The 13,918-nt window shown below is 42.1% G+C and carries 10 protein-coding genes; 4 read left to right on the top strand and 6 right to left on the bottom strand.

Features of this window, described 5'->3' with window-relative positions:
• The first annotated feature begins 44 nt into the window (after positions 1 to 44).
• Positions 45 to 2,648: an ATP-dependent chaperone ClpB gene (gene clpB, locus ACST13_RS01230; RefSeq protein ID WP_459521398.1), complete on the top strand. Its 2,604-nt coding sequence runs from the start codon at positions 45 to 47 to the stop codon at positions 2,646 to 2,648.
• Between the two features lie 153 nt (positions 2,649 to 2,801).
• Here the strand turns inward: clpB and ACST13_RS01235 are convergent, their stop codons facing one another.
• Genes ACST13_RS01235 through ACST13_RS01245 form a run of 3 tightly spaced genes read right to left on the bottom strand, consistent with a single transcriptional unit; the run spans position 2,802 to position 5,568 of the window.
• Positions 2,802 to 4,160, bottom strand: a complete 1,359-nt coding sequence (locus ACST13_RS01235; RefSeq protein WP_459521399.1) for an aldehyde dehydrogenase (NADP(+)) — start codon at positions 4,158 to 4,160, stop codon at positions 2,802 to 2,804.
• A complete protein-coding gene (locus ACST13_RS01240) occupies positions 4,160 to 4,987 on the bottom strand; it encodes a fumarylacetoacetate hydrolase family protein (protein ID WP_459521400.1) in 828 nt (275 codons plus the stop codon). The genes ACST13_RS01235 and ACST13_RS01240 overlap by 1 nt, the downstream gene beginning before the upstream one ends.
• Positions 4,984 to 5,568, bottom strand: coding sequence for an IMPACT family protein (locus tag ACST13_RS01245; RefSeq protein WP_459521401.1), 585 nt, complete (start codon positions 5,566 to 5,568; stop codon positions 4,984 to 4,986). Before ACST13_RS01245 ends, ACST13_RS01240 begins: the two co-directional genes overlap by 4 nt.
• A 22-nt stretch (positions 5,569 to 5,590) precedes the next feature.
• Between ACST13_RS01245 and ACST13_RS01250 the strand changes: the two genes are divergently transcribed.
• The 3 genes from ACST13_RS01250 (at position 5,591) to rocF (ending at position 10,079) form a co-directional block, all read left to right on the top strand.
• Positions 5,591 to 7,141: an NFACT RNA binding domain-containing protein gene (locus ACST13_RS01250; RefSeq protein WP_459521402.1), complete on the top strand. Its 1,551-nt coding sequence runs from the start codon at positions 5,591 to 5,593 to the stop codon at positions 7,139 to 7,141.
• A gap of 62 nt (positions 7,142 to 7,203) precedes the next feature.
• The gene (locus tag ACST13_RS01255) at positions 7,204 to 8,874 is read left to right on the top strand and encodes a sodium/sugar symporter (RefSeq protein WP_459521403.1); all 1,671 of its coding nucleotides are present in this window, start codon (positions 7,204 to 7,206) and stop codon (positions 8,872 to 8,874) included.
• Between the two features lie 257 nt (positions 8,875 to 9,131).
• Positions 9,132 to 10,079: an arginase gene (rocF, locus tag ACST13_RS01260; RefSeq protein WP_459521404.1), complete on the top strand. Its 948-nt coding sequence runs from the start codon at positions 9,132 to 9,134 to the stop codon at positions 10,077 to 10,079.
• Positions 10,080 to 10,273: 194 nt separating this feature from the next.
• Here rocF and acs read toward each other — a convergent pair whose 3' ends face one another.
• Genes acs through ACST13_RS01275 form a run of 3 tightly spaced genes read right to left on the bottom strand, consistent with a single transcriptional unit; the run spans position 10,274 to position 13,857 of the window.
• Positions 10,274 to 12,163 (bottom strand): acetate--CoA ligase, encoded by a 1,890-nt coding sequence (gene acs, locus ACST13_RS01265; protein ID WP_459521405.1) that lies wholly within the window; start codon positions 12,161 to 12,163, stop codon positions 10,274 to 10,276.
• A gap of 3 nt (positions 12,164 to 12,166) precedes the next feature.
• Positions 12,167 to 12,385 (bottom strand): DUF6814 family protein, encoded by a 219-nt coding sequence (locus tag ACST13_RS01270; protein WP_459521406.1) that lies wholly within the window; start codon positions 12,383 to 12,385, stop codon positions 12,167 to 12,169.
• Positions 12,382 to 13,857 carry an MFS transporter gene (locus ACST13_RS01275; RefSeq protein ID WP_459521407.1) on the bottom strand — a complete coding sequence of 492 codons (1,476 nt, stop codon included), beginning with the start codon at positions 13,855 to 13,857 and terminating at the stop codon, positions 12,382 to 12,384. Before ACST13_RS01275 ends, ACST13_RS01270 begins: the two co-directional genes overlap by 4 nt.
• Between the last annotated feature and the right edge of the window lie 61 nt (positions 13,858 to 13,918).

A 13,918-nucleotide genomic window follows, 5' to 3' on the forward strand; every position in this document is an offset into this window, starting at 1 on the left:
CGATTGGGTATTCATTTGCTTGTTAGGAGTAAAACCTAGCCGATATGAACCCAAATAATTACACATCACAAGCTGGAATTGTCATTCAAAACGCGATGGAAATCGCGAGCCAGAATGGCCAGCAAGCCATCGAAACGGGGCATCTTTTGCAAGCGATCTTGCAGGACGACACCCAAACATCCGCCTTTTTACTCAAGAAAAATGGCGTGACTGTTCCTCAAATTCAGGAGAAATTACAGACCATCCTTTCGTCTTACCCCAAAGTATCAGGCGCACAACAGCCCTATGCTAGCAATGCCTTGCAGCAAGTGTTTACGAAAGCGGAGGCTTTGAAATCGGAATTTGGAGATTCGTATGTGAGCGTAGAAATTCTATTTCTGGCTTTAATCGAATCCAAAGATGCCATTACTGACTTATTGAAGTCTTTAGGCATCACGAGTGCAAATTTTAAAAAATCCATCAAAGAACTAAGAGGAAATAGAAAAGTGAACGATCCACATGCAGAAGGAACTTACCAGTCTTTGGAAAAATACGGTAAGAATTTAAATGATTTAGCGAAAGCCGGAAAAATTGATCCGGTCATCGGACGGGACGAAGAAATTCGCCGTGTCTTACAGATATTATCCCGTAGGACGAAGAATAATCCCATTCTTTTAGGAGAACCTGGAGTAGGTAAAACCGCCATTGTAGAAGGTTTAGCCCAACGTATTGTCTCTGGCGACGTACCTGAAAATTTAAAATCTAAGATTGTCATGTCACTCGACATGGGACTTTTAGTGGCAGGTGCGAAGTACAAAGGGGAATTTGAGGAGCGTTTAAAAGCCGTCATAAAGGAAGTCACTGATTCTGATGGGGAGATCGTTCTTTTTATCGATGAGATCCATACCTTGATCGGTGCTGGTGGTGGAGGCGAAGGCGCGATGGATGCGGCAAACTTGTTAAAACCCGCTTTGGCACGTGGCGAGCTGCATGCGATTGGAGCGACTACGTTGAAAGAGTACCAAAAATACATCGAGAAAGATAAAGCCCTCGAGCGTCGTTTTCAATCCGTTTTAGTGGAAGAACCCGATGTCGCAGATGCGATTTCTATTCTTCGTGGTATAAAAGACAAATACGAATTACACCATGGCGTGCGTATTCAGGATGACGCGGTTATCGCTGCGGTGGAATTATCGAATCGCTACATTTCGGATCGTTTTTTACCAGATAAAGCGATCGATTTAATGGATGAAGCAGCCGCCAAAATGCGTTTAGAGATTGATTCCGTTCCAGAGGAAATCGATGACATACAGCGCAAAATCATGCAATTAGAGATCGAACGCGAAGCGATTCGCCGGGAGAATAATAAGGAGAAGGAGACGATCTTAACGCGCGATTTAGCAGATTTATCAGAGAAAAGAGATGCCTTGAAGGCTAAATGGCAAGCAGAAAAATCTGTTCTAGATACAGTTCGTGCTGAAAAGGAAAAAATTGATCGTTTGAAGCTAGAGGCGGAACAAGCGGAGCGCCAAGGCGATTACGGCAAGGTAGCAGAGATTCGCTATGGTCGATTAGTCGAGTCGGAGCAAAAGTTGAAAGATATGCAAGCGCAGTCAGCGGGAGAAAACTCGATGCTGCAAGAAGAAGTGACAGCAGAAAATGTAGCAGAGGTGGTGGCCAAATGGACCGGAATTCCCGTTAGTCGCATGTTGCAAACGGAGGTGGAGAAATTATTGCATTTGGAAGACGAATTACATAAGCGGGTGGCAGGTCAAGACCAAGCCATTGAGATGGTTTCGGATGCGGTTCGCCGTTCTAGAGCAGGTTTGCAAGACCCCAAACGTCCGATTGGTTCGTTCATTTTCTTGGGTACGACGGGTGTGGGTAAGACGGAATTAGCCAAAACTTTGGCCTCCTACTTATTCAACGATGAAAACGCCATGGTACGCATTGACATGTCCGAATTTCAAGAACGACACTCCGTAAGTCGTCTAGTGGGAGCGCCTCCGGGATACGTGGGTTACGATGAAGGCGGACAATTAACGGAAGCCGTACGCCGCAAACCTTATTCGGTCGTGTTATTAGATGAGATTGAAAAGGCGCATCCAGATGTTTGGAACATCTTATTGCAAGTGCTAGATGAAGGTAGATTAACGGATAACAAGGGTCGCACGGCAAACTTCAAGAACACGATCATCATTATGACTTCTAATATCGGCAGCCACTTGATTCAAGAGAAAATGGCGTTGATGGAAGGCTGGAACAATGCGCTGATTTTAGAAGAGACTAAAGAAGAGGTGATGACTTTGTTAAAGCAAGTCGTTCGTCCTGAATTTTTGAACCGGGTGGATGAAGTCGTCTTATTCGAACCTTTGACTTTAGAACATGCGCGCAAAATTTTAGCGATTCAGTTCAAAGAAGTTCAAAAACGCTTAGCCGATCAACACATCACCTTAGATGCCTCAGAAGAGGCTTTGAATAAGCTTGCTTCAGATGGTTACGATCCTATTTACGGTGGTCGTCCTATGAAAAGGGTGCTTCAAAAAGCAGTGCTGAACGAATTGTCTAAGGCTATTTTAGCCGGCAAAATCGTCAAGGATTCTGCAGTGATGATGGAATTGGATGCTTCAGGAGAGCTTACATTTGAAAACGTTATTTTAGAAGTGTAAAGCATAGAGCATAAAGCACAAAGAATAAAGATGAGTCGCCTACGGCTTAGTCGACTTCGTCTTAGTCGCGACTTCGTCGCTTAGTCCTCCTCCGGACTAAGCCGTAGGCGACTTATTGACTAAGCCGCAGGCGACTCATCTCTACTCTCTAATCTATACTCTATTTTGCCAACACACCATCCTCATAAACCGATAAATCGCCTGCGTTCCCACGCTGGTACTACGTGAGTCGGTTGTCGCAGGGAAAGGCCCTCCATGGACCATAGCGCCTGACACTTCGACGCCTGTGGGGAAACCATTGAAAAGTAAACGACCCACTTTTTGTAGCAAGGCATCTACGAGTTCTTCCGAAATCTCGGCTTTAGTCCCATGTATAGTTCCTGTTAATTGTCCGTCTATTGATTCGATAAATGTCAGCATTTCTGCTTCATTTTCCACTAAAATAGCCACGCTGCAAGGACCAAAAACTTCTTCTAAAATCTCCCGATTTAAGGTGGCAGCATCTGCAACAAATAGGGCAGGGGAAGGGAGCTCGCGCGAGGTTAATTTCTTTGCGTGTTTCGCAAGGTTAGCAACGCCGGAAGTATAAGCCGCAGCAATTCCAGACGTTAAAAACGGGCCTAAAGGTAATTTATCTAATTCCGCAGCAAGCAAATCGAGGAAGCTCGCGTCTTTTTTCTGTAAAATTAAAAGGCCAGGATTGGTGCAAAATTGACCTACACCTAGGCATACAGAACCGGCAAGCCCAGCAGCTAATGCAGCTGGATCTTTGGCGATTTTATCCGACAATAAGATAACTGGGTTTACAGATCCCATTTCTGCATATACCGGAATAGGTTGGGGTCTACGAACAGCTAGGTCGTATAAGGCTTTTCCACCTCGATAGGATCCTGTAAAGCCAACTGCTGTAATAGCTGGATGCTGCACTAAAATTGATCCCACTTCGTGTGATGAACCGTGAATTAAAGCGAAAACTCCGGCTGGTAAACCACAAGAGGCTACGGCTTTCGAAATGGCAGAACCTACTAAATCCCCTGTTTTTGGATGCGCTGGATGCGCCTTGAAAATCACTGGGCAGCCAGCAGCTAGAGCAGAAATGGTATCGCCTCCGGCCACTGAAAAAGCTAATGGAAAGTTACTTGCCCCAAAAACAGCGACAGGGCCTAAGGGGATTTGGGTTTGAAATAAATCCGGTTTAGGTAAGGGTGCACGGTCCGGCATCGCGGGATCATGGATTTCCTTTTTCCATGAGGGATTCGAGATGAAGTCTGCGAAGGCTTGGATTTGGCCTGTTGTGCGACCTCTTTCTCCCGTAATTCTAGCCTCTGGGAGGTTTGATTCTGCGCAGGCGCTTTGGATTAATTCATCACCTAAGGCCATTATTTCGCGCGAAATAGCTTGTAAAAACGATGCGCGATCTGAATCAGAAATGCGGCGATAAATAGGGAAGGCTGCTTTTGCGGCTGCTACTGCTGAGTCGATTTCTGCGATCGAGGCGTCTTTATAATTCATTAGGCAACGGTTTGAATAAGGGTTCCAATAGGTTCAATGGTAATTTGGATATTATCTCCAGATTGTAGGGTAAAAGGGGGATCAGGGACGATGCACGTGCCCGTCATCAAATAGACTCCTGATGGAAAGGACATTTCGCGGGTTAAATAGTCCACTAATTCAGCGTGTGAACGCTTCATTTGGGAGATTTCGGTGTCCCCTTTGAATACGCTTTGTCCATTTCTGGAAATTTCCATCGCGATGATGGTATTAGGCGCCAAAGGTATCTCCGTTACTAATAAGCAGGGTCCGAGACCTGCTGCTGCGTCATAGACTTTGGCCTGAGGCAAATAGAGTGGATTTTCGCCTTCGATATCCCGGGAACTCATATCGTTACCGATGCTATAGCCGGCTAATTCGCCGTGCTTATTGACAAATAGTGTCAATTCCGGTTCTGGGACATTCCAAAGTGAATCCTTTCTAATCCGCACCTTTCCACCTGAACCTACCGCACGCAAACGATTGCCTTTGTAAAATATCTCTGGACGGACAGCATCGTAGACTTTGTCATAAAAAGTGTCACCACCGGATTCTTTAGATTCTTCCATCCGTGCCACTTTGCTGCGCAAATAGGTCACGCCAGCCGCCCAAATTTCTTGCGAATCGATAGGGCAGAGGGTATTTTCTATTTTGGCCTGAATACCATTCAAAAGATGCATCGAGCAAACTTCAAATAGATTCTTTTGATTAATGAAATCATCCCAGTTTCCTGGGACCGAGCAAACCAGCCCTTGCTGATCTTGCAATTGAATCCCTGAGGAGGTTAAATAAATTTTAATGCTGTTCATAGGTTATTTAAAGAGGCATCTATCTCTGCTGCGTGGCGAGATGGATAGGTCAATTCATAGGTACAAAGATTATCAATTACTTGATTTACTATTTGAATTGGATGTCTTTTACAAATTTTCATCACTTCATTCATTTGTGCATAGGAAAATTCGATGCTGCGAAGTGACATAGGTTCTTTCTCATAAATCTCTGCCTGTGTTAAAGCGTCAATCGCCCCTTCTTTATAGGCATGGATTAATCCAGGAACTCCCAGTAAAGTGCCACCAAAATACCGAACCACTGCCACTTGTACATAATGCACTTGATAGGATAGAATCGTATTTAAAATGGGTTTTCCTGCACTTCCAGCAGGCTCGCCGTCATCATTTGATCGAGCTTCCTCCGGTGTGAAACCTAATCGATAAGCATAGCAAATGTGCCTAGCCTTCGGGTGCGCTTCTTTTAGAGATGTTAAATTGCTTTTTATTTCTTCCAAATCTTTCACCGGATATGCCCAACTGATGAATTTACTTCCTTTATCTTTGTAAAGTCCTTCAGCAGGTTTCGCGATGGTGAGATAGGAGTCGGGTATCGATGACATGAGGATAAATTTAAGCTAAGCCATGCACAATAACTATTATTTTCTACGGATTTTATCGAGTCATTTACGGCAGATATTGATGTATGCGCGCTTAAAACAGTGTTTTTCTCAAGATAAAGATGAATTGGTTTTGGGGTTTGAACGCCAAAACGGGGATGATTTCTACATTAAATGCTCCCTAGGACCTCAGTTCTCTAGTCTTCAGTTTCCAGAATCTTTCCACCGAGCTGGCCGAAATTCCATCGATCTTTTCTCTGATTTATTGTTAGCAGAAGTACAGGAAGTGGAGATGTACGAGAATGAACGAGCTTTTGGGATTCATTTCTTAGGTAATTATGTGCTGGTTTTTAAGTTATTTGGAAATAGAGCTAATCTGATTTTATACCGCGATGGGGAATATGATTCTCAGTTCCAAAAGCGCCTCAAAAAAGATGATGAGCTTATATTAGGATCCATTTCGCGTTCGATTGATCAGAGTTTTGAAGCCTTCCAAGCGGCCGATGGAGAGTATTTCCCTCTATTTCCCACCTTAGGAAAAGAAGGGCAAGCCTGGCTTGCTGCTCAAGGATATGAGCAGGCGAACCTAAAAGATCGCTGGGCATTATTGCAAAAAATGCTTTCTATTTTAGAAGAGGGGTCTTTTTATGTGGTGTCCACGCCAAAAGGTATTGGATTTACGCTATTTCCTCCTTCTTCTGACCCTCTTTTTCAATCGACAGATCCCATCGCTGCACTGAACCAATTTTACCTAGTGCACTATTCGGTAGGGGAGTTCACGCGGGAGAAGAAATTGATTCAGGATGGCTTAGAACGAAATTTAGTTAAATCCTTATTGTATTTGCAAGAATTGGAGAAACAGAAGGTGATACGAGAGACTAATGTACCTTTTGAAGAAATTGGAAATATTTTGATGGCCTTTTTGCATTTGATCCCTTCTGGTGAGTCGAAGGTGACTTTGGAAGACTTCTACCGAAATCTCCCTATTACGATTAAATTAAATTCCACCTTAAGTCCAGCAGCGAATGCGGAGAATTATTACCGAAAAGCGAAGAATTTCTCTAAAGAACTCGCCCACTGGGAAGAAAACATTGCCCGTAAACAGCGAGAAATAACTGATCTACAAGCGAAAATAACGGCGTTGGAATTAGTGGAAACGCGCAAAGGGTTGAAACCTTATTTGCAAATTACTGCGGCAAAGAATGCAACAGAGGAATTGCCATTTAAGCAATTTGAGGTAGAAGGATGGGCGATTTGGGTAGGTAAAAATGCCAAAAACAATGATCTCCTCACCCTGAAATACGCGAAGAAACAAGATATCTGGTTGCACGCTAGAGACGTCTCTGGTTCTCACGTGATTATTCGAAATCCACAAAACCGAACGGTTCCCGCCTTCGTTATTGAAAAGGCGGCCAGTTTAGCAGCATATTTCTCTAAAAGACAGACAGAATCCCTTTGTCCCGTCATGGTTACCTCTAAAAAATTCGTTCGTAAAACGAAGGATTTACTTCCCGGAATGGTCATCGTAGATCGCGAAGAAGAGGTAGTTTTAGTGAAACCTGAGCTTTGGGATTAGCACAATTCCGATAAAAATCTTAATTTAGACAATTAAAGACCAAAAATTAACTACAAAACTCTATGCAATCAAACGGTTTACAAACACTCGATTACCTCGTTTTTCTATTTTATTTTGTGGTAGTAGCTGGTTACGGCTATTGGATTTACAACAAGAAAAAATCTGAATTATCTGATTCAAATGACTTCTTTTTAGCCGAAGGTTCTTTAACCTGGTGGGCAATCGGAGCCTCATTGATTGCTTCAAATATCTCTGCAGAGCAATTTATTGGTATGTCAGGTAATGGTTTCAGACTCGGTCTAGCCATCGCTACTTACGAATGGATGGCTGCAGCAACCTTATTAATCGTGGCGATTTTCTTCATGCCTATTTATTTGAAGAACAAAATCTTCACGATGCCCCAATTCTTATCGCAACGTTATTCTCCTACCGTGAGTTTAATCATGGCTGTTTTCTGGTTAATGCTATATGTAGCCGTGAATTTGACCTCTATTTTGTACTTAGGAGCCCTTGCGATTACTACCATTTCTGGAATTGACATGCAACTTTGTATGATCGGAATGTCTGTTTTTGCGGTACTTATTACCTTGGGTGGTATGAAAGTGATTGGATATACGGATGTGATTCAAGTATTCTTTTTGATCTTAGGAGGTCTTGCCACCACCTATTTAGCTTTACAAATGGTTTCTGATCACTTCGGTGGTGAAGGAATGATGAGCGGTATGAGTCATTTATTGACAAAAGCACCGGAGCATTTCCACATGATTCTAAATAAAGACAATGCGAATTATCCATCTCTTCCAGGTTTGACGGTGTTAATCGGTGGAATGTGGATTATTAACTTGAACTATTGGGGTTGTAATCAATACATCACTCAGCGCGCTTTAGGAGCGGATCTTCCTACAGCTCGTAAGGGTATTTTATTTGCGGCATTCTTAAAATTATTAATGCCTATCATCGTAGTTTTACCTGGTATCGCTGCTTATTTATTGCACAAGGATGGCATGTTCCAACAAGAGATGTTGAAAGATGGCGTGATCAATCAAGATAGCGCTTATCCAGTATTGTTGAACCTATTGCCGGCTGGTTTAAAAGGTCTTTCTTTTGCGGCTTTGACAGCAGCAGTGGTTGCTTCCATGGCGGGTAAAGCGAATTCGATCTCAACGATCTTTACTTTGGACATCTACAAAAAATATTTGAATACGAATGCCACAGAGAAGCAATTAGTCTCAGTGGGTCGTATCGCCATTATAGGTGCGATGGTATTAGCGATCGTTATTGCTCCATTTATGGGTATTGACAAAAAAGGGGGCTTTGAATTCATTCAAGAATATACGGGCTATGTTTCTCCAGGTATTTTTGCTTTGTTTATTTTAGGATTCTTCTGGAAGAGAACGACTTCGAATGCGGCTTTATTTGCCTTAATCGGAGGTGTTACATTCTCTATTTTAACCAAATATATTCCTACTTGGACGGGCGTAAATGATTGCCTATTCTACACGGCCTTTTTAGATGGCGACGTGTACATGATTCCATTTATGGACCGTATGGGCTGGGTATTTATATTCTGCGTAGTTTCAATGGTGATTATTACCTTAGCTGATCCGGCGAGCAAGAATAACCCGAAAGGTTTAGAGATTGATGCCAAAATGTTCAAACTCGAGCCGTCCTTCATTTTTGGAGCGGTCGTAGTGGTGATGGCTATTGTGGCATTGTACACTTATTTTTGGTAATTTTTTATGGTAAGCGTTTTAAAATTGTGCTATGCAATAATTTTGTAAACGCTTACCATAAAAAATTCTGTGGACCCATTGACTTCTAAAACTTAAAGCAAAAAGCATAAAGAATAAAGAATAAAGTAGGAATCCCCTTTTGGGATGACTTTAGATTTGTTTTTAATTGACTAAGCTGCGAAGCAGCGACTAAGACGAAGTCGACTAAGTCACAAAGTGACAACTAAGCTGCGCAGCAGCGACCACATCAACAAACCATGCTCATCAAACTACTCAAAAATAGATCTGATATTGGTGCGGGTACGCGGGGATCAGATATGGGTATTGATGCATTAGAAATTGCAGCAATAAACCAAGAGGATGATTTTTTTCATCGACACCTTTTTGAGGATATCTCTACTCATAACGAAACTATCTACCAAAAGAATACCAATAGCTTTGCAAAAAGGATAGAACATGTCCTACAGCAATGTGAACGTGTTTGTACTCATGTTTCAGAGAGTTTGAATAATCAGTTTTTCCCTATCGTTTTATCCGGAGATCATTCTTCTGCTTTGGGTGTAATTAGTGGAATAAAAAAGGCCTATCCTGAGAAAAAGCTGGGAGTTGTTTGGATCGATGCTCACGCAGATTTACACTCACCTTATACGTCTCCCTCTGGAAATATTCATGGAATGCCCTTAGCGGCAGCAATGCATTTAGATAATTTAGACTGTGGCGTAAATCAAGTTTCAATCGAAACAGTGGATTCGTGGCAGGAATTAAAAAATATTGGCGTGCAAGGGCCAAAATTATTGCCTAATCATTTGGTTTACTTTGGTTTGCGAGATTTTGAATTTGCAGAGGAATCCTTAATTAATCAGTTTGGTATCATGCATTTCAAAGTAGAGGAAATGCGGAATTTAGGATTTGAAAATTGCCTCCATAAAGCTATTCGTCAACTAGAATCAACGGATATTATTTTCGTTTCTTTTGACGTAGATTCCCTAGATTGCGATCAAATATCCTATGGTACCGGAACTCCTGTTAAATCAGGGTTTAGTTCAGCAGAAGTTTCTACACTTCTTGAGATGGTTATTTCGACAGGGAAAGTAATTTGCCTAGAAGTAGCTGAAATTAATCCACTTCTAGATAATATGGGAAATAAAATGGCTGAAACGGCTTTTGAAATTTTAGCCAAATTAGAGAAGCATATAATGCAGTAGATGGTAAACAGTAAACAGTATACAGTAAACAGTAATCAGTATCCAGTTTTCAGTCCGCAGGGAATGAGTCCGAAGGAAATCATTCCTAAGTCAACGTACCTCTGAATTCATCGCCGTAGGCGATTCCGACTTTGTGCTCTATGCTTTAAATCTCTACTCTCTACTCTATTATCTCTAATCTACTGCGAAGCAAATTATAAAGCTCCGCTGATAATCGCTTCCACCACCCCCGGATCCAGTAACGTCGACGTGTCACCTAGACTGCCAAATTCGCCTTCAGCCACCTTGCGTAGAATTCTGCGCATAATTTTACCTGAACGTGTTTTAGGTAGGCCCGTCACAAATTGAATCTTATCCGGCTTTGCAATGGGTCCTATCACACGAGTAACGGTGGCCAAAATGTCTTTGCGCATTAGGCTGTCATTCTCTGGCATATGCACGCAGATGATATAGGCATATATTCCTTGTCCTTTTATGTCGTGAGGAAAACCAACCACGGCCGATTCTACGACTCCAGTGTGCATATTGATGGCATTTTCCACTTCTGCCGTTCCAATGCGGTGACCCGAGATATTCATTACATCGTCTACACGTCCTGTAATTCGGTAATATCCATCTTCGTCTCTCATGCAGCCATCCCCAGTGAAATATAAGCCCGGATAGGTAGCAAAATAGGTAGATTTACAACGTTCATGGTCACCGTAGGTGGTCCGGATGATTCCAGGCCACGGGAATTTAATGCAAAGATTTCCGTTAACGCCATTTCCTTCAATTTCCTTGCCGTTTTCATCCACTAAGATGGGTTGAACGCCAGGTAATGGTAATGTAGCGTAGGCGGGCTTTAATGGTGTAATTCCAGCGATGGGTGAAATCATGTGCCCCCCAGTTTCTGTTTGCCACCAAGTATCGACGATGGGGCAATTGCCATGACCTACTTTGTCATTATACCAATGCCAAGCTTCTTCATTTAATGGTTCGCCTACAGATCCTAAAACGCGCAAGGAGCTTAGATCTTTATTTGTGACAAACTCGTTACCCATGCCCATCAATGAACGGATCGCTGTGGGTGCCGTGTAGAATATATTGACTTGATGTCTTTTTATGATGTCCCAAAAACGTCCCGCATCTGGATAAGTAGGTACTCCCTCGAAAAGGACGGATATGGCTCCATTGAGAAGTGGGCCATAAACTAAATAGGAGTGACCGGTAATCCAACCAATATCAGCGGTGCAGAAATAGACTTCACCTGGGTTATATTGGAAAACATTTTCAAATGTATAAGCCGTATAAACCATATATCCACCACAGGTATGAACGACGCCTTTTGGCTTTCCTGTTGATCCAGATGTATATAAAATAAATAAGGGATCTTCAGAATTCATGATTGCTGGTTCGCAAGCGTCGGCAGCTTCACTTTCTGCTTCATCCCACCAAATGTCTCTGCCGTCTAGCATCGAAACCGGGGTATTTGTGCGACGTTTAACGATTACTTTTTCAACTGAGGGACAAAGCGCGACAGCCTCATCCACCGTTTCTTTCATCGGGATCATTTTATTTCCTCTAACGGCTCCATCCGTTGTAAGGATCACCTTACAGGCTGAATCATTGATTCTGTCTGAGATTGATTGTGCTGAAAACCCGCCAAAAACAACCGAGTGAATGGCTCCAATTCGAGCACAAGCTAAAACAGCAATGGCTAATTCAGGGATCATGGGCATGTAAATACATACGCGGTCCCCTTTTAGGACGCCTTGAGATTTCAAGACATTGGACATTTTACAAACTCGTGCATGCAGTTCACGGTAGGTCAATGTGATGGCTAAATCACCAGGCTCATTAGGCTCGTAGATAATGGCTGCTTGATCTGGAATCGTACTTAAATGACGATCTAGGCAATTTGTTGTGATATTTAATTGCCCATCTTCAAACCATTTGACAGAATAGTCTTTAAAATTCCAATCCAATACTTTAGTGAATGGCTTAGACCATTCAAATTCATTCGCGATGCCTGCCCAAAATTTTTCAGGCTCCTGCACACTTAATTCATACGTTTTTTGGTAATCTACTAGGTCTTTAATTCTCATAATTTATATTTTATCAAATTCTCCTTGAAAGGCATAATAGCCAAAAAGGCTCATCCCAATCGAAATTAATGGGGCCAAAACAAAGGTGTAAATAATGGCAGGAACTAGGTCATTTCCCCCTTTGGCCCATAAAGGAACCGCTTGAAAATAGATCAAATAAATGCCGGCACCGATTCCTAAACCGATCCATACTATCCCCAAAATACGTTTTATTAGGTTCATAATGATGCTTTTTTATCTGATTTGATATAAATAATTCCGATCACTACGCAGACGCTAATGAGGGCGATTGGGTAGTTTAATCCTTCTAAATAGGGTTTTTCTAAGGTTCCAGCCGCATTTGCATTAGAAACCAGAAAAGTAGCAATTGCGGGCATTAATCCGCCAAAAACGCCATTGCCAATATGATAGGGAAGGGACATTGACGTATATCGAATTTTAGTAGGAAACATTTCTACTAAAAAGGCTGCTATAGGTCCATACGCCATGGTTACGAAAGAAATAAGACAGAAAACATAGCCTATCAAAGCCCATTGATCGGTCTTATTAATTTTAATGGTGATTTTAGATTCGGTTTTCTCCGTAGAAACTTCCGTAATGACATTCTTGTAGGAACTCCCATCTGTAAATTCTTTAGACACCGTAGTTGTTTTACCGCTAAGAACCATCTTTTCCGAACCAGGAACCACTGTTTTGTGGCTAACATCGACTGTTTTATACATTTGATCAAAAATGGGACGATAAGAGAAAACGGCAATAATCATACCGGCCATCATGATACCTTTTCTGCCAATCTTATCAGATAAAGCACCAAAAAAGATAAATAAGGGAGTGCCTAGTAATAACCCAATGACTAAAATAGTATTCGTTTGAATATCATCCAGATTACAGATCTTTAAAAGAAAAGTCTGCGCATAAAATTGCCCGGTATACCAAACCAATCCTTGTCCCATCGTTGCTCCAAATAACGCTAAAAGGACATATTTTAAATTTAATTTATTGCCAAAAGATTCTTTTAACGGGTTTTTGCTAATTTTTCCTTCCGCTTTAGCCTGCTCAAACATGGGCGATTCATCCATGTTTTTACGGATTAACAAAGAGACTAAAACCATCACAATAGATACTAGAAATGGAATTCTCCAGCCGTAATCATCGAATGCGTCCTTGCTTAAAGATGCTCTGGTCAGCATAATAACCGCTAATGAAATGACTAATCCTAATGTAGCGGTTGTTTGAATCCAAGAGGTAAAAAATCCCCGTCTTTCTGGCGGTGCATGTTCGGCTACATAGGTAGCGGCGCCGCCATATTCTCCGCCCAACGCTAGACCTTGTAACAAGCGTAAGGTAAGGACTAAAATAGGGGCCCAGGCACCTATGGTTGCATATGAGGGGATTAAACCAATCGCAAAAGTGGCACCGCCCATCAGCATCAGTGTCACCATAAAGGTGTATTTTCGACCAATTAAATCACCCAATCGCCCAAAAACTAAGGCGCCGAAAGGTCGAACCACAAAACCAGCAGCAAACGTAGCAAGGGTATTTAAAAAGGCGGCAGTGGGATTATCTGTTGGAAAAAATTTGGTCGATAAAACAGTGGCTAAGCTCCCGAAAATATAGAAATCATACCACTCAATTAAAGTACCCACTGACGACGCACTAATGATATAGGCGAGGCTTTGTTTTTTGGTTTGCATTATTTTAAATAGGTTTTAACAAATCTAAAATTTTCTCCTTAATTCTGCTAAATTTGACCTA

The sequence above is a fragment of the Aquirufa sp. A-Brett2-W8 genome, from assembly GCF_054558755.1.